The organism is Ralstonia sp. PBBBR1 (assembly GCF_002256165.1).
Taxonomy (GTDB): domain Bacteria; phylum Pseudomonadota; class Gammaproteobacteria; order Burkholderiales; family Burkholderiaceae; genus Ralstonia; species Ralstonia thomasii.
On the sequence record NZ_NKIL01000008.1, the window covers coordinates 257,254 to 272,647 of the forward strand.

Sequence of the window (15,394 nt, forward strand, 5' to 3'; positions counted from 1 at the left end):
TATTTGGCCCATGTGATAACCCGCATCGGAAAGCCAAAATCCGGGGTATACCCGCCGGTAGCGGTCTGGCGGCGCGGCGTGCAGGTGACATACACTGACAGCGTCCTCAAGCACGTTTTTTAGAAGGGTCGGCGCAGCCGTTACCCGCCTCCAGATGCACGGCAAAGATCACCTCGATACCTATCTCCTGCGCGTTCTCTACACGCTGCTCACCGAGCAGAGCGTGACCCGTACGGCGGTCAAGCTTGGCCAGTCACAGCCGGCCATCAGCAACACGCTCAAGCGCCTGCGCGAGATCACCGGCGACGCCATTCTGGTGCGCGGCAAGAACGGCATGGTGCCGACCGAGCGGGGGCATGACTTGCTGTCGCTGGCCCAGCAAAGCCTGGAGGCGATGGAGCGCATCGCCCGACCTTCGCAGGATTTCGATCCCGGCAACACGACGCGCACGTTCCACCTGGGTGCACCGGACTATCTTGATGCCTTTTTCCTGCCCAACATCGTCGAGCGCCTACGCAAGCAGGCGCCGCACGCCAAGTTGGTGGTGCATCCGCTCAATGCCGGGGTCGACTACCTGGCCGCCCTGGAGCAAGGCGGCATGGACCTGGTGATCGGCAACTGGCTTTCACCGCCCGAACATCTGCACATTTCACCGCTGTTCGACGATGAAGTCGTCTGCATGCTGGGCGCACAGCACCCGCTGGCGCGCAAGGGCATCTCGCTCAAGCACTATGTGGAGATGCCCCATCTGGCGCCTGCGCCATATGCCGTCATGCAGCGCAGCATGATCGATCAGGCTCTTGCGGAGCAGGGGCTCAAGCGGCAGATCCAGGTGTCGCTGCCGTATTTCGGGCTGGTGCCATATGTGCTGATGCGCACCGATCTGGTGTTCACCACCGGCCGCCAGTTCGCCGCGCACTGCGCCCAGTATTTGCCGATCCGCATCCTGCCGACACCCATGGCATTTCCCAAGATGCGCTTCTATCAGCTCTGGCACGAGCGCAGCCACGCGGCGCCCGATGTGATGTGGCTGCGCCGCATGATCGGCGAAGTGGCGGCCGAGTTACCGCAGCATCCGCAGTTGGAATCGGCGGTGGCCTGAACTGAACCGCCGTCGTCCTGCTCTGCGGCGGGGCAGGCAGGAAGCTATTTTCCGGTTGCGACCGCCTTCCCGTAGTCCGGGAAGAACACCTGCTCTCCGTTGACCTTGAAGTCGGCAATGACCTGCTGACCGGCGGGTGACGTGATCCATTCGATCAGCTTGGTTGCATCGGTGTAGTTGACGCTCGGGTATCTCTTCGGATTGACCGCGATGATGCCGTAGGGGTTGAACATGCGCGGGTCGCCGGCCAACACGATGTCGAGACCCGTTTTGGCACGGTAGGCGCCGTAGGTCGCGCGGTCGGACAGCGTGTAGGCGTTCATCTGCGCGGCCATGTTCAGCACTTCGCCCATTCCGAGCCCTGCGCTCACGTACCACGGCTTGCCATTCGGGGCGATGTTGGCGGTCTTCCAGTAGGCCTTTTCCATAACATCGGTGCCGGAGTTGTCGCCGCGCGAGATGAACTTGGCGCCGGCTTTTTCGCCCGCCGCAGCGATGGTCTCCATCCCCTGAATGACATTCTTCTGGCCGCGCACGTGAGCGGGGTCCGCGTCGGGGCCGACGAGGATGAAGTCGTTGTACATCACGTCGCGGCGGTCGATGCCACCCCCTGAGGCGACGAAGGCATCTTCCAGCTGGCGGGCGTGCACCAGCACCACATCCACATCCCCCGATTCCCCCAACTTGACCGCCTTGCCAGTGCCAACGGCAATCACCTGCACATGCACGCCGGTGGCGGCCTCAAATTTGGGCAACAGGACCTTCAGCAGACCGGAATTCTCTGTGCTGGTGGTGGTAGCCATGCGGAGATCACCAGCATATGCGGCAGTGGCAACCGCGAGCGTCAGGCAGATGAGAGCAGATAGCCGAAGGGCTTTGGACAATCGGGGCATGTTGTGGGGGCTAGCGCGAAGGCGTGGACGCTTTATGTCGGATGCTGCATGATGGCGGCAACGTCGGGGGCAGCCAGCGACCACGAGATGCCCGCCCCGCAACGAGCAGAATTGTTCTCCCGGGGCACGGCGGAAGTAAATAGGAAACCATAAACATAATGACATTCCAGTTCGAGGTATTTCCGGTGGTGGGGCCGGACGACAACCCGCGTGCGAACGGCAAGGTGTTCCAGTTACTGCGGGCGGTGCGAGAGACGGGGTCGCTACACCGCGCGGCGAAACAGGTGGGGCTGTCATACCGGCACGCCTGGGGCGTGATGCGGTCGTGGGAGGAGATGCTTGGCCGCGCGCTGCTCGACATGGAGCGGGGCCGGGGCGCCTCCCTCACGCTTTTTGGTGAGCGCATGCTGCGCGCCGAGATGCGCCTGCGCGAGCAGCTCGATCCGGCACTGCATCAGGCCATGGGGCAGTTCCTCTCGGAGCTGGAAGACGCATCCCAGTCGCAGGCGCGCATCCGTTTCTCGGGCAGCCATGACCCAGCCGTGGAGCTGCTGGCCGAGACGTTTGCGCGGCAAAGCCACGGCGCACACATCGACACCGTGTTCTGCAGCGCCGTTGAAGGGCTGATCTGCCTGCAGGAAAAGCAATGCGAGGTAGCCGGCTTCTATGTGGCGCCGCAGCAAGGCGCGGGCTCGATCGCGCACCAGACCTTGCGCAAGTGGCTGCGCCCGACCGCCGTGCGCCTGATCGCCCTGGCCGATCGCGAGCAGGGACTGATGATGTCGGCGGAATGGGCGGGGCGGGTGCAGTCGCTGGGGGATCTGGCGCGCACGCAGGCGCGCTTCATTAACCGCCAGCGCAGTTCGGGCACGCGTTTGCTGTTCGATCAGTTGCTGGTGGCTGCCGGGCTATATCCCGACCAGATCCACGGGTACGACGAGCAGGAATTCTCCAGCGACAAGATCGCCGTGGCCGTGCAGGAAGGGCGGGCGGACGTCGGCTTCGGCCTGCGCCCTGGCGCCGAAGCGCACGGTCTGCATTTTGTGCCGCTGACGCGCGAAACGTACTACCTGGCGGTGCGCCGCAACGACGCACTGTCGCCCTGGGTGCGCGAGCTGATCGAGCGCATCGGGCAGCCGGCCTTCCGCGAAGGCCTGGGCCATCTCGCCGGCTACCGGCCGACCGAGCACGTTTCGCTGCTCACCGCAGAGCAGGCGCTGCCCTGGCACGCTGACGAGGCTCGCGCGCTGGCCCGCTGAAGTCGTGCGAACATGGCAGGGTTTGCGCCATTGCGCGCCTCGTCCATGTTCCGCCCATGTCACGTTTCTCTGTCTGGACCCAAGCCCTGCGCATGCTGCGCCGCGACTGGCGCGCCGGTGAACTGAACCTGCTGCTTGTTGCGCTGGTGCTGGCTGTGGCCGCGCTGGCGTCCGTCAGTTTCCTGGCCGACCGCATGCATGCCGGCCTGGAGCGTGATGCGCGTCAGCTGATCGGCGCGGATGTGCTTGTCGTGTCCGACCAGCCGCTGCCGCCCGACATCGAGGCGCATGCGCATGCGAGCGGCCTGCGGGTCACGCATACCGCCACCTTCCCCAGCATGGCGAGCACGTCGACCAAGGGCGCATCGGGCGAGCCCGCTTCGCAACTCGCTGCCATCAAGGCCGTCGACATGGGCTACCCGCTGCGCGGCACCCTCAAGGTGGGCGATGACGGGCGAGATACCGTGGGCGCGCCAATCCAGGGCGTTCCCGCCGCAGGCACGGTGTGGGTGGACGCACCGCTGCTAGAAGCGCTCGGCATTCGCGTGGGCGATGCGATCCGCTTGGGCAAGCGCACCTTCAAGGTCGCTCACGTCATCACCCAGGAGCTTGATCGCGGCGCGGGCTTCATGAATTTCGCCCCCCGGGTGATGCTGTCGATGTCAGACCTGGGCTCGACAGGCCTCGTCACCTACGGCAGCCGCGTAACGTACCGCTTGCTGGTCGCTGGCCCGGATGCCGCTGCCGGCGCATTCCACACTTGGATCGAGAACGAAGCGAAGACGCGCCAGTTGCGTGGCGTGCGCGTTGAATCGTTGCAGAACGGCCAGCCGCAGATGCGCGAAACGCTGGACCGCGCCGAGCGCTTCCTCTCGCTCGTCGCCTTGCTGGCGGCCATGATTGCCGCAGTGGCGATTACGATGGCCGCGCGCCGCTACACCGCGCGCCATACCGATGCGGTGGCCGTCATCAAATGCCTTGGACTCAAGCAACTGCAGATTCTCGGCACGTTCGCACTGGAGTTCTTGCTGATCGGCGTGATGGGTTCGGCGGTGGGCGTGGCGCTGGGTTATGGCGCGCACTGGTTATTACTGGCGTCGCTCGGCGACCTGGTCACGGTGCCATTGCCCGCGCCATCCGCCTGGCCTGCGATCGTGGGCGTGACGGCGGGGCTGGTGCTGCTCATCGGCTTTGCGGTGCCGCCGTTGCTGGGCCTTGTGCGCGTGGCGCCGCTGCGCGTGCTCCGGCGCGATGTGGCGGAGCGCGCGGTTGCCGCATGGATCGGCTATGCGCTGGGTGCGGCGGCGTTCTTTGCGCTGCTGGTCGTGTCTGCGCGCGACGTGAAGCTTGGCGCGCTGACCGCTGCCGGGTTTGCCGGCGCCATCGTCGTCTTTGCGCTGCTGGCTGCAGGCGGGTTGCGCGCGCTGGCGGTGTCTTTGGGGCGTGGTCGAGCGCTCAGTCTGGGTTGGCGCTTTGCGCTCGCCGTGCTGGAGCGCCGTCGTGGCGTGAGCGTGCTGCAGACCGTGGCACTTGCGGTCGGTTTGATGGCGCTGCTATTGCTTGCCATGACGCGCAATGATCTGATCCGCTCGTGGCACAACGCCACCCCGGCCGATGCGCCCAACCGGTTCATCATCAATATCCAGCCCGATCAGATGCAGGCGGTGGCCCAGGCCCTCGCCCAAGCCGGCGTGGCGGACCCAACGCTCTACCCGATGGTGCGCGGGCGCCTGACGCAGGTGAATGGTCAGGTGATCGACCGCCAGACCTATGCCGAATCGCGCGCCCGCAATTTGGTCGAACGCGAATTCAACCTGTCGTACGCGACCACGCAGCCGCCTGAAAATCGCATCGTTTCCGGCCAATGGTTCAGTGGACAAAAGCCCGAGGCCTCGGTGGAAGAGGGCATTGCCAAGACGCTCAATCTCCATCTGGGTGACGTGCTGCGCTTCGACGTCGCCGGGCAGACCGTGGATGCGCCCATCACGTCATTGCGCAAGCTCGACTGGAGTTCGATGCGCGTGAATTTCTTCGTGATCCTGCCGCCCGTGGCGCTGCACGATATGCCGCAGACGTACGTGACCGCGTTCCGCATTCCCGCCGGGCAGGCCGATCTGCCGGCAAAGCTTGTGCGCGAGTTTCCGAACCTCACGGTGGTCGATACCGAACTGATCCTGCAGCAGGTGCAGGGCGTGCTGGACCAGGTGACGGCGGCGGTGGAATTCCTCTTCGTCTTTACGCTGGCGGCGGGTGTGCTCGTGTTGTATGCAGCGCTCTCCGGCTCGCGCGACGAGCGCTTGCGCGATGCCGGCGTGCTGCGCGCGCTGGGTGCGGGCTCCAGCGTGGTGCGGCAGACGCAGTACGCAGAAGTGCTGATCGTTGGCGGCCTCGCCGGGCTGATGGCCGGCTTGGGCGCGATCGCCATCGGCTGGGTGCTGTCGGCGTATGTGTTCGATTTTCCGTATCGTTTCAACCCGGCAATCCTGCCGGTGGGCATCGTGAGCGGCATGGCGTGCGCCTTTGTTGGCGGCTGGTTGGGCTTGCGCGACGTGCTGCGTCGCCCGGCCATGGCAACGCTTCGTGACGCGTGACGACGCCTGGATTTTTCTTGATGTGACTGACGCTGTATGACTGACGCAACTTCCGGCCAGGAATCCCTGGCGTTCGACCTCATTGGCGGCGAAGCGCGTGTGCGCGAACTCGTTGACCGCTTCTACGACCTGATGGACCTGGAGCCCGAGTTTGCCGTGCTGCGCGCGCTGCATCCGCAAAGCCTGGATGGTTCGCGCGACAAGCTGTTCTGGTTCCTGTGCGGCTGGCTGGGCGGCCCGAATCATTTCATCGAGCGGTTTGGTCACCCGCGCTTGCGCGCGCGCCATCTGCCGTTCGAGATCGGCACGCAGGAGCGCGATCAATGGATGCGCTGCATGGCGCTCGCCATGCAGGACATTGGCCTGGGCGAAGCCCTGCAGATGCGCCTGATGCAGGCGTTCTGGCAGACCGCCGACTGGATGCGCAACGTGCAGCGCTAGGGTGGCGCGCTAAACCGCACCTCACAAGAACACATTCAAGGAGACCCCGATGATCGGTTTGCCCACCGCCGACGATGTGCTCGCGTTCTGGTTCGGCAACGCGCCGCTGCTCGACGCAAGGCCGGAATGGTTCACCAAATCCGACGCGTTCGATGCCGAGATCCGCGCGCGCTTCCTGCCGCTGTGGGAGGCGCTTTCCACGGGCGACGCCGACACCTGGATGGACACGCCGCTCGAAGCCATCGCGCGCATCGTCGTGCTCGACCAGTTCTCGCGCAACATGTTTCGCGGCACCGCCCGCGCGTTTGCCAGCGATGCGGCTGCGTTGCACACCGCGCAGATCGTCGTGGCCGCAGGATGGGACGCGCAATTGCCAACGCGCCATCACCGCGTGTTCTGCTACCTGCCGTTCGAGCACAGCGAGGCGCTGTCTGCGCAGGACGAGTCGATTCGCCTCTATACGCGCCTGCATGATCAGGAAGGCGACGCGGACTCGCTCATCTGGGCGCAGAAGCACCGCGAGATCGTCGCGCGCTTCGGGCGCTTTCCGCATCGCAACGAAGCGCTCGGGCGCGTTTCCACGCCCGAGGAAGTTGTGTTTCTGATGCAGCCGGGGTCGTCGTTCTAGGCTGACGGCGCTTTTCCCGCTTAGCGGCTCAGCACCGAATACATCAGCGTTCCCGAGAAAGTGAGCAGTACCAACGCAGCGCCGCGCAATAGTTTGGGCGTATGAGACGCCCATGAGTGCCGCGCCGTGAGGAGCATGCCCAGATACGACCAGCCGATGGCAATGGGCATTAGCACGACCAGGAACGTGGCCATGGTCCGCCCAAAATCGGCTGCGGTCTGGAATGCCGCGAGTGGAAAGAACGTGCTTCCAAACAGCAGCGCTTTCGGGTTCATCAGCGTGGTGACGAACATGTCGCGCAAGCCCACCGGATTTGCCGCAACGTGCTGCAGCGCACCGCTTTGTCGCCAGATCCTTGCGGCCAGGTAGAGGATGTAAGCAGAACTCAGCAGCTTGACGATGGCCGGTAGCCACGGCCGGCTGACCGACAGGGCGCTCAGGAAGAATCCCCACAGCGAGATTGACGTGACATAGCCCAGCGCCTCGGCGGCAATGAGCGGGCTCGTCTGCCGCACGCCCACCTTGAGGCCGGACGAGAGCAGCAGCGTGTTCGTGGGCCCCGGCATGATCAGCACCAGGGCCACATACAGCGCCATCGTCAGCAACGGATTCTGCATGAAGCCCTACGTGCGCTCGCGACGTTCAGACCACTTGTCGACCGTCTCGCGCGGCGCACGCGCCAGCATGTCGATCAACGCGGCAGGATCGTTGCTCACGTGCAGCAGATCAGCGTGGTGGCGCTTGAGGAAGCCTTCCTGCACGGCATGGTCGATGAAGGCGAGCAGCTTGTCGTAAAAACCCGCCACGTTCAGCAGGCCGATTGGCTTGTTGTGATAGCCGAGCTGCAGCCACGTGAACGTCTCGAACAGCTCTTCGTAGGTGCCGACGCCGCCGGGCATGGCGATGAAGGCGTCTGCACGGTCGGCCATCATCTGTTTGCGCTGGTGCATGCTGTCGACGATGTGCAGTTCGGTCAACTCCTTATGCCCGACCTCCTTGCGCACCAGCGATTTCGGGATGATGCCGATGACCGGGCTGCCGCCGTGCAGCACCGCGTCGGCCACCACGCCCATCAGGCCGACGTTGCCGCCGCCGTAGACGAGCGTGAGGTCGCGCTTGACCATCTCATTGCCGAGCGCGATGGCGTTGGCTTTGTATTCCGGGCGCTCACCCGGGCTGGAACCGCAATAGACGCAGATCGATTTCATTGAGCAGGAGTGGTGGTGCCGGGGTTGCCAATGGGCGGATCGTTGCTGCGGCTGACCGCCAGCAAATCAAACGCTCGCCGCGGCTTGCCGCGCAGGTAAGGCGCGAGGATCGACAGGATGTGGTAGCTCACGCCGTGCAGGTGGTCACGGATAGCGTTCGGGTCGTTGTACTGGCGCGGGTGCTGTACGAACTGGAACGACAGCCAGTAGGTGGCGATCACGACGATGTTGGTACAGATGACGTCGACTTGCTCGGCCGTGGCTTCCATCTCGCCGTCTTCGATGAACTGGTGGCAGATGTCCATGGCGAAGTGGCGCTTCTGCTCGACGATGCGCTTGAAGTTCAGCTCGAGCATGCGGTTGCGCGCGAGCAGATCGTTGATGTCGCGGTACAGGAAGCGGTAGTTCCATAGAAACTCCGACATGTACTGCAGGTAGCCCCACGTTTCGTCGAGTGTGGCCTTGTGGTCATCCGGCAGCTTCAGGCGACGGGCGATCTCCTGCTCGAACTGCACGAAGATCGAGTTGATGATGTCGTCCTTGTTGCGGAAGTGGTAGTACAGGTTGCCCGGGCTGATCTCCAGCTCTTCGGCGATCGTCGTGGTGGTGACGTTGGGCTCGCCCAGTTCGTTGAACAGGCGCAGCGACACTTCGAGAATGCGATCGCGCGTGCGGCGCGGGCCGGTGGAATGCTGCTTGGTTTCCATTGAACTGCCAAGGCCGGTGGCCCTGTCTCCGTGGCGTATTGGTGCCCGGATTATAAGAGATCGTGCTTGTGCAACGACCCCCACATGCTGTGGGGCAGGCATTACCAAACGTTGTCGCCGGCTTTTCGCTGGTGTTCCTAATGCAACAGCGACGCCACCCACGGCCAGGCGATCGCCACCCAAGTCCCCACGCACAGCAGCAGGGCGAGCATGACGGCCGCGCTGCCGAAATCCTTGGCGCGCTTGGACAGCCCGTGCTGCTCCAGCGAGATGCGGTCAACGGCCGCTTCCACGCTCGAATTGAGCAGTTCGACAATGAGCACCAGCACCAGCGTGCCGAGCATCAGAATGCGCTCGACCACCGTGGCGGGAATCACGAACGCGCATGGCAGCAGGATGGCGCACAGCGTCAACTCCTGGCGGAACGCGCTTTCCTCGTCGATGGCGAAGCGGATGCCGCTGATGGAATTCTTGAGCGCAAACCACGCCCGCGTGATGCCGCGATTGCCCTTATGCGGGTTGTCGGCCGGCGAGTACGCACCGGCCGCGGGCGGTGCGGGCGGATTTTCCAGTCGCTTGTCCGGCGGGGTGGTGGGCTTCATGGAATGCAAGGCTCAGGCACCCGCGGCGGTAGTCGGCTCGGCGGCCTTGGTATTGCCGGCGGGTGCAGCGGGCATTGGCCGCAGGTGCGCAAGGAATTGCTCCGAGGCGGCACGCCACGAAAACTTCTCGGCATGAGAACGTGCGGTGACGCGGTCGATGCGCAGCGCTTCCAGGCAGGCTTCGCGCAGGTCTTCGCGCAGCGCGCCGGCCGGCGAATCGCCCAGCACGTCGATCGGCCCCGTCACCGGATACGCGGCCACCGGCAGGCCGCTGGCCAGCGCTTCCAGCAGGACCAGGCCGAACGTGTCGGTGCGGCTCGGGAAGACGAACACATCGGCCGATGCGTACACCTTGGCCAGCTCCGGTTGCTTGAGCACGCCGAGGTAGCTGACGTTCGGGTACTTCGCCTTCAGACCGGCCAGAGCGGGGCCTTCGCCCACCACCCATTTGGAGCCCGGCAGATCGAGTTCCAGGAAGGCTTCGACGTTCTTTTCCACCGCCACTCGGCCGACGTACAGGAAGATCGGATGGGCGGTGTTGAGCACGTTGCTGCGCTGGGCGGTGAAGATGTCCAGATCCACGCCGCGCGTCCACAGCACGCCGTTGGTGATGCCGTAGTCAGCAAGGTCTTTCAGCACCACGGGCGTCGGCGCCATCACGGCCTGCGCGGGGCTGTGGAACCAGCGCAGAAAGCGATACGTCCACGCCAGCGGAATGCCGAAGCGCGCCTGCACGTACTCCGGAAAGCGCGTGTGGTATGCCGTCGTGTAGGGCAGCTTATGGCGCAGCGCGTAGGCGCGTGCAGCCAGGCCCAGCGGGCCTTCGGTGGCGATGTGCAAGGCCTGCGGGGCGAACTTTTCGATGCGCTCCCGCACGCGCTTGGACGGCAGGATCGACAGGCGGATTTCCGGATACGTCGGGCACGGCACCGTCTTGAATTCCAGCGGCGTGATCATGTCGACGATGTGCCCCATGGCCTCCAGCTCGCGGCGCGTCTGGGTGAGGGTGCGGACGACGCCGTTGACCTGCGGTTCCCAGGCATCGGTGACGATCATGACTTTCACGGGCTCTCCTTGGGGGGTAGGTTGGACGGCGACGGGTTGCACGAGGTCGATGCTGGTGTGGGTCATATGGGCTTCCATCAGGCGGCGGCCGCAGCGGCACGGCGTGCGCGGCGGGAAGTGCGCGGCGCATCGAGCAGATGCGTCCAGTAGACGATCTGCAGTTCGCCTTCCATGGTTTCGACCAAGGCAGAGAGGCTCTCTACCCAGTCGCCGTCATTGCAGTAGAGCTGGCCGTCGATCTCGCGGATCTCGGCCTTGTGGATATGCCCGCAGACCACGCCGTCGCAGCCGCGGCGGCGCGCTTCGTCCGTCATCACACGCTCGAACGAATTGATGAAGTTGACCGCGTTCTTGACCTGGTGCTTGAGATATTGCGACAGCGACCAGTACGGAAAACCGAACCGCACGCGGATGCGGTTGAAGTGCCGGTTCATCGCGAGGATGAAGGTGTAGAGCGAGTCGCCGACGTAGGCCAGCCAGCGCGCGTGCTGCATCACGCCGTCGAACAGGTCGCCGTGCACGACCCACAGGCGCTTGCCCGTGGCGGTCACGTGCACAGCGTCTTCAGCGACTTCGATGTCGCCAAAGTTCAGGCCGTGGAACTGGCGCGCCATCTCGTCGTGGTTGCCTGGGATGAAGACGACGCGTGTGCCTTTGCGCGCGCGGCGCAGCACCTTCTGCACCACATCGTTGTGTGCCTGCGGCCAGTACCAGCCCTTGCGCAGTTGCCAGCCGTCGACGATGTCGCCCACCAGGTACAGCGTGTCCGATTTGTGGTGCTTGAGAAAGTCGAGCAGATAGTCGGCCTGGCAGCCCGGCGTGCCGAGGTGGATGTCCGACAGCCAGATCGTGCGGTAGTGCTGGATTTTCTCGGCGGGCGGGTCAGTGTCGGTGTCAGCCGATCGATCGGGCGCCAAGGTCGAAGCCGGCGTGGCGACCGGTGCTTCATGCTCGCGGACATCGCCCCGACCTGCCGGTACAGCGGAGCCCAGCGCACCCGCGGCGGCGAGTCCGGCGGCCATTTGCATCAGTGGCGGTGGAGCGTTCCAGTCGGAACCGGTGAGGGGAGCAGCGCGAAAGCGTTGCGCGAGGCGGCGGAGGAAACCAGGGCGCGATGGCAGATTTGGCAGGACCATGTCGGCAACAGAGGCTGCGTTGGACGGATTTCGCCATCGCTGCATGAAAAAGCCGTGTCAGAAACATGACCGTCACATGACGTGATTGCCGGTAAGGGAAGGGGATGCGCCCAAGAAGCCCGCCGGGCGGGCGTTTCAAGCAGAAGGGGTAGCAGAGACGCCTTCGACGCGGGCGAGTTCTGCCAGCACGGCATCACGCACGCGTGCGTCGCATAACAGCGACACATGGCCGATGCCCGCGAATGGGATGTGCCGCGCGCCTTCCAGCCAGGATGCACCAGCCGGGCCGACGATGGAGTCGTGCCACGAGAAAATCGACGTGATGCGTGCTCGGGAGGCCGGCGTTTCGGATGCCGCAAGCTGGCGCAGCCAAGGGCTCGCCCAAGCCATCTGGCGCACATTGTGGCCGCGTCCCGTACGCGCCATTGCCGTGCCCCGATGCGGCGTGCCGAGCGTGATGACGTGGGCGACAGGGCGGGGCTGCGACTGGCGGAGCAGCGCACGTGCGGCAAGCCCGCCCATACTGTGGCAGAGCAGAACGGGCGCACGGCCGTGCATGCGCGTCAGGCGCGCGACGGCGGCCGCCATGTCCCGGGCGTAGTCGTCGATGTCACCCAGCAGCGGCATGAGATCGATGGCGTCGGTCGGGTATCCGGCTGCCGCTACATGCTGCTGCATCGGCAACCATACCGCGCGATTGCAGCCATAGCCATGGATCATCAGCACGGGCACGCGCTTGCCATCACCCGCCGGTGTATCGAACGCGGCGTGCGCTCGGAACGGTTGCAGCACGTTGAACATCCACGCCACGGATACACATTCGCGCAACCAACATGCGATGAAGCCGGTGATGCCGATGCGGTGTTCGCGCGGCACGGGGATGCGGTCCCATACGGGGTCGTCCGGTATCGCGGTGCCCAGGCTCTTCAGTGACACCAGGAACGCCCACCCGACCGAAAGGAGATATCCCAGCACCAGCGCCGCGCCCGCGAGCAAACTTGCAGCCGGCCAACTCCATCCGCCCCAGCGATGTGCCGCCCAGCCAACCGCCAGCGTCGCCGCACATTGCAGCGCCACGGCAATGCGGCGCGCGGTAGCCGCGGTCAGGAAGGCGAGGGGAACAGGGGAGGTGGGCAGATCGGCGCGCGTCATGGAGGAGGTGGCCGCCGAGCGTGAAGTCAATCAGTCGCGCACCAGCCGCGTGCCGGCCAGGCGATCGTGCAGGAACTGGCGCTGCGGATCGAGCCACGCCAGCGCGACCCAGGCCAGCAGGCACGCCAGAGCGACACCGGCGCCGGCCCAGCGGGACGCTCCACTCAGGTGGATCATGCCGACTGCCGCAGCCACCCATACCCACGCCAGCAGATAGCGCGCAACGGCGCGGCCGAGCGAAATACGCGATCCATCGGCGTTGACCACGCGCATGCGCCACGTCTGCATCGCCAGCGTCTGGCCACGCTTGCGCCAGAACCACACGAAGTACAGACCGAGCGACAGAAAGCCCCACACCTGCAGCCCTACATCGCCGGTGCGCGCCAGCGGCGGCGCGATCAGGCGCAGCAACAGAAAGACAGCCGTGGCGCCAAACATCACACCAAACAGCAGCAGGCCTTCGTACAGCATCGCGGCAAGACGGCGGCGCAGCGTGGGCGCGGCGAGCGGATCAGGCGCCGCAACGGGTGAAGACGTGGAAACGGAGGTGGCCATCGAACAGAGTGTGAGCGCCGTGAGCGCAATCCATCATGTGCCGGCGCGGAGGTCGAGCGGCACGTGGTTCGGATTATGCCAAAGGGTTTGCCGGCCTCAGCCGCCCAGCACCGTCGAGGGCGGCGGGTTGCCCGATTCTCCACCGGTGGTCGCGGGTGGTGCAACAGGGTGCACCGGCGTGAGCGGTGCGCTGGCAGGGGCAGGTGCGGCAGCGGCAGGTTCGGGCGCAGGGGTTGCGGCCGGTGTGGATGCCGTGGCGGTCGTCTTGTACGTCGGCGCGGATTTGGTCGTACCAGGCTTGGTGCGCGCACCGTGATGAATCGATTTGGCCGCGTCCTTCGCCAGGCCCGCGCCGCCCGGCAGTGCCGTCACTGCGGAAGGGTGCTTTTGCGCCTTGGCCGCGGCAACCAGCGCCTTCTTCTGCTCTTCGGTCAGTTGCTGGTAGCTCTGCCAGGCCTCGCTCTTCTTCTGCACTGGCAGCGACTTGGTGGTCTGGAAATTCTCACGCGCGCGGTGGCGTTGCTCCGGCGTGAGCTTGACCCAATCCGCCATGCGCGTTTGCAGGCGCTGCTGCTGAGCCGGCGTGTACTTCGGATACGCCTGGGCGATCTGCAGCCACTTCTTGCGGGCCAATTCCGGCATGCCGTTCCACTCTGGTGCCAGCGGCGCGAAGATGCGCTGCTGAACAATGGTCAGCTCGGCCCAGTTCGGATGGACGGCGGGCAGCGGGTTGGTCGCCGGCGGCGTCGGCAGGTCCACCGGGGCATTGACTGTCACGCCAGGCGCCGCTGCGGATGCCGAAGCGGCCGGAACCTGCCCCGCCGCAAGACCCGCCATCAGGCCGGCAGCGCCGATCAACGCGGAGATGCCGGCGCGCAGGCGCGCGGTCCTTGCGCCTCGCGGTGGTTGGCCGTGGGTGTGCTGGAAGTTGCTCATCGATCAGCCTTTCACTGATCGTGCTTGAGGTACTGATGAAAGCCTTGATCGGCGTAAGCAGCCAGCGGGAGATCGTCGAGCAGCATTGCGGCATCGACCTCCGCGAGTTCGTCCACGCGTTGCTGCTGTTGCCACTGATAGATGCCCGCGAGCCCCGCCACCAGCGCGATGGTCGGCCACAGCAGGCCAAGGCGACGCAGGACTGCAGCGGCACGTTGCAGCGGCGACGGCGCTTCGCCTTCCATCTCGAAGGACACCGAGCCGCCTCCCGGCATCGCCAAGGCAGGCGAGTGCACCGTGCTCGGCGCTTCCGCTTTTTTTTGCGCAAGCGCCATCCGGCGCGCCGCTGCGAGGCGGTCGCGCACGTCGGGCGGCAACTGTCCGGCCGACTCGTTCAGAGCGGTTCGGACGGCATGCACAAAACGGCGTTCTCGGAGTTCTACCTTGTTCATAGTCGGATCCCTCGCGCCCGCAGCGCTTGGGCCAGGGCGTGTGTTGCCCGCGAGCAGTGTGTCTTTACACTGCCCTCGGAACAGCCCATCGCCTGGGCTGTCTCGGCAACATCCATGTCCTCCCAGTAACGCATCAGGAAGGCCTCCCGTTGACGTGTGGGGAGTTTCTCGATTTCGCGTTCCAGAATCTCGAGCATCTGCGAACGCTCGACCTTGTCGGCGCTGCTTTCCGCCGCTGTGGTGCCGGCTTCGCTTTCAATCAGTTCAAGCGGATCGGTGTCGTCGCCTTCGGCGTCCGAGCGGAAGCTGGAGAACAGGCTGACCCACGTGTTGCGCACCTTGGTGCGGCGAAACCAGTCGTGAATCGTGTTCTGCAGAATGCGCTGAAACAGCAGGGGCAGTTCAGCCCCGGGCTTGTCGCCGTATTTCTCGGCCAGCTTGATCATGGCGTCCTGCACGATATCGAGCGCGGCATCGTCGTCGCGCACCGCGAAGACCGCCTGCTTGAAGGCGCGTTTCTCGACGCTTAGGAGAAAGGCCGACAGTTCCTGTTCAGAGGCCATACAACGGCGGGTGCGAATCCTGTGAGGCAGCCGCGCGAAAATTCACGTTCTCAAGAAGTGATGATCACGCCGCGTGGCGTCAACGGCCTTGGCCGTAAAAAATG

General features: G+C 65.0%; 17 protein-coding genes. 5 read left to right on the forward strand and 12 right to left on the reverse strand.

Translation table 11 applies throughout. The features are described from left to right. The first annotated feature begins 154 nt into the window (after positions 1–154). Entirely contained in the window at positions 155–1,102 is a 948-nt protein-coding gene (locus tag CFE42_RS16845) for a LysR substrate-binding domain-containing protein (RefSeq protein WP_004630872.1), read from the forward strand. 44 nt (positions 1,103–1,146) lie between these two features. Here CFE42_RS16845 and CFE42_RS16850 read toward each other — a convergent pair whose 3' ends face one another. Then, the gene (locus CFE42_RS16850) at positions 1,147–1,995 is read right to left on the reverse strand and encodes a substrate-binding domain-containing protein (RefSeq protein WP_037044162.1); all 849 of its coding nucleotides are present in this window, start codon (positions 1,993–1,995) and stop codon (positions 1,147–1,149) included. A 158-nt stretch (positions 1,996–2,153) separates the two neighbouring features. Between CFE42_RS16850 and CFE42_RS16855 the strand changes: the two genes are divergently transcribed. From CFE42_RS16855 to CFE42_RS16870, 4 genes are read left to right on the forward strand one after another with little or no spacing between them, the layout of a single operon-like run. Beyond that, on the forward strand, positions 2,154–3,254 hold the full coding sequence (locus CFE42_RS16855) for a substrate-binding domain-containing protein (protein WP_004630868.1): 1,101 nt from the start codon (positions 2,154–2,156) through the stop codon (positions 3,252–3,254). 56 nt (positions 3,255–3,310) lie between these two features. Then, positions 3,311–5,845 (forward strand): ABC transporter permease, encoded by a 2,535-nt coding sequence (locus tag CFE42_RS16860; RefSeq protein ID WP_004630866.1) that lies wholly within the window; start codon positions 3,311–3,313, stop codon positions 5,843–5,845. 36 nt (positions 5,846–5,881) lie between these two features. Further along, a complete protein-coding gene (locus CFE42_RS16865; protein WP_004630864.1) occupies positions 5,882–6,286 on the forward strand; it encodes a group II truncated hemoglobin in 405 nt (134 codons plus the stop codon). A 49-nt stretch (positions 6,287–6,335) separates the two neighbouring features. After that, positions 6,336–6,914, forward strand: coding sequence for a DUF924 family protein (locus CFE42_RS16870; protein WP_004630862.1), 579 nt, complete (start codon positions 6,336–6,338; stop codon positions 6,912–6,914). A gap of 20 nt (positions 6,915–6,934) precedes the next feature. On the opposite strand, the gene CFE42_RS16875 is transcribed toward CFE42_RS16870, so the two are convergent. The 11 genes from CFE42_RS16875 to CFE42_RS16925 all read right to left on the reverse strand — a co-directional run bounded on the left by CFE42_RS16875 (position 6,935) and on the right by CFE42_RS16925 (position 15,290). Next, on the reverse strand, positions 6,935–7,531 hold the full coding sequence (locus tag CFE42_RS16875; protein WP_004630860.1) for a LysE family translocator: 597 nt from the start codon (positions 7,529–7,531) through the stop codon (positions 6,935–6,937). Between the two features lie 6 nt (positions 7,532–7,537). Continuing rightward, entirely contained in the window at positions 7,538–8,122 is a 585-nt protein-coding gene (locus CFE42_RS16880; protein WP_004630857.1) for a TIGR00730 family Rossman fold protein, read from the reverse strand. Further along, positions 8,119–8,829, reverse strand: coding sequence for a TetR/AcrR family transcriptional regulator (locus CFE42_RS16885; RefSeq protein ID WP_004630855.1), 711 nt, complete (start codon positions 8,827–8,829; stop codon positions 8,119–8,121). Before CFE42_RS16885 ends, CFE42_RS16880 begins: the two co-directional genes overlap by 4 nt. Positions 8,830–8,966: 137 nt before the next feature. Then, positions 8,967–9,431, reverse strand: coding sequence for a diacylglycerol kinase (locus CFE42_RS16890; protein WP_004630853.1), 465 nt, complete (start codon positions 9,429–9,431; stop codon positions 8,967–8,969). Between the two features lie 12 nt (positions 9,432–9,443). Continuing rightward, positions 9,444–10,487, reverse strand: a complete 1,044-nt coding sequence (locus CFE42_RS16895) for a glycosyltransferase family 1 protein (protein ID WP_193747923.1) — start codon at positions 10,485–10,487, stop codon at positions 9,444–9,446. Positions 10,488–10,573: 86 nt separating this feature from the next. Continuing rightward, positions 10,574–11,524, reverse strand: coding sequence for a UDP-2,3-diacylglucosamine diphosphatase (locus CFE42_RS16900; protein ID WP_024972476.1), 951 nt, complete (start codon positions 11,522–11,524; stop codon positions 10,574–10,576). 243 nt (positions 11,525–11,767) lie between these two features. Next, positions 11,768–12,784 carry an alpha/beta fold hydrolase gene (locus CFE42_RS16905; protein ID WP_004630847.1) on the reverse strand — a complete coding sequence of 339 codons (1,017 nt, stop codon included), beginning with the start codon at positions 12,782–12,784 and terminating at the stop codon, positions 11,768–11,770. A gap of 30 nt (positions 12,785–12,814) precedes the next feature. Continuing rightward, positions 12,815–13,339, reverse strand: a complete 525-nt coding sequence (locus CFE42_RS16910; protein ID WP_004630846.1) for an RDD family protein — start codon at positions 13,337–13,339, stop codon at positions 12,815–12,817. A gap of 96 nt (positions 13,340–13,435) precedes the next feature. After that, positions 13,436–14,275: a DUF3106 domain-containing protein gene (locus CFE42_RS16915; RefSeq protein WP_004630844.1), complete on the reverse strand. Its 840-nt coding sequence runs from the start codon at positions 14,273–14,275 to the stop codon at positions 13,436–13,438. Positions 14,276–14,286: 11 nt separating this feature from the next. Beyond that, on the reverse strand, positions 14,287–14,727 hold the full coding sequence (locus CFE42_RS16920) for a DUF3619 family protein (protein WP_004630841.1): 441 nt from the start codon (positions 14,725–14,727) through the stop codon (positions 14,287–14,289). Beyond that, positions 14,724–15,290, reverse strand: a complete 567-nt coding sequence (locus CFE42_RS16925) for an RNA polymerase sigma factor (RefSeq protein WP_004630839.1) — start codon at positions 15,288–15,290, stop codon at positions 14,724–14,726. Before CFE42_RS16925 ends, CFE42_RS16920 begins: the two co-directional genes overlap by 4 nt. Positions 15,291–15,394 lie beyond the last annotated feature (104 nt).

Bases quoted from the DNA above. Each gene is read 5' to 3' on its own strand.
- CFE42_RS16845 (WP_004630872.1), top strand. From the start codon at position 155: ATGCACGGCAAAGATCACCTCGATACCTATCTCCTGCGCGTTCTCTAC.
- CFE42_RS16850 (WP_037044162.1), bottom strand. From the start codon at position 1,995: ATGCCCCGATTGTCCAAAGCCCTTCGGCTATCTGCTCTCATCTGCCTG.
- CFE42_RS16855 (WP_004630868.1), top strand. From the start codon at position 2,154: ATGACATTCCAGTTCGAGGTATTTCCGGTGGTGGGGCCGGACGACAAC.
- CFE42_RS16860 (WP_004630866.1), top strand. From the start codon at position 3,311: ATGTCACGTTTCTCTGTCTGGACCCAAGCCCTGCGCATGCTGCGCCGC.
- CFE42_RS16865 (WP_004630864.1), top strand. From the start codon at position 5,882: ATGACTGACGCAACTTCCGGCCAGGAATCCCTGGCGTTCGACCTCATT.
- CFE42_RS16870 (WP_004630862.1), top strand. From the start codon at position 6,336: ATGATCGGTTTGCCCACCGCCGACGATGTGCTCGCGTTCTGGTTCGGC.
- CFE42_RS16875 (WP_004630860.1), bottom strand. From the start codon at position 7,531: ATGCAGAATCCGTTGCTGACGATGGCGCTGTATGTGGCCCTGGTGCTG.
- CFE42_RS16880 (WP_004630857.1), bottom strand. From the start codon at position 8,122: ATGAAATCGATCTGCGTCTATTGCGGTTCCAGCCCGGGTGAGCGCCCG.
- CFE42_RS16885 (WP_004630855.1), bottom strand. From the start codon at position 8,829: ATGGAAACCAAGCAGCATTCCACCGGCCCGCGCCGCACGCGCGATCGC.
- CFE42_RS16890 (WP_004630853.1), bottom strand. From the start codon at position 9,431: ATGAAGCCCACCACCCCGCCGGACAAGCGACTGGAAAATCCGCCCGCA.
- CFE42_RS16895 (WP_193747923.1), bottom strand. From the start codon at position 10,487: ATGATCGTCACCGATGCCTGGGAACCGCAGGTCAACGGCGTCGTCCGC.
- CFE42_RS16900 (WP_024972476.1), bottom strand. From the start codon at position 11,524: ATGCAAATGGCCGCCGGACTCGCCGCCGCGGGTGCGCTGGGCTCCGCT.
- CFE42_RS16905 (WP_004630847.1), bottom strand. From the start codon at position 12,784: ATGACGCGCGCCGATCTGCCCACCTCCCCTGTTCCCCTCGCCTTCCTG.
- CFE42_RS16910 (WP_004630846.1), bottom strand. From the start codon at position 13,339: ATGGCCACCTCCGTTTCCACGTCTTCACCCGTTGCGGCGCCTGATCCG.
- CFE42_RS16915 (WP_004630844.1), bottom strand. From the start codon at position 14,275: ATGAGCAACTTCCAGCACACCCACGGCCAACCACCGCGAGGCGCAAGG.
- CFE42_RS16920 (WP_004630841.1), bottom strand. From the start codon at position 14,727: ATGAACAAGGTAGAACTCCGAGAACGCCGTTTTGTGCATGCCGTCCGA.
- CFE42_RS16925 (WP_004630839.1), bottom strand. From the start codon at position 15,290: ATGGCCTCTGAACAGGAACTGTCGGCCTTTCTCCTAAGCGTCGAGAAA.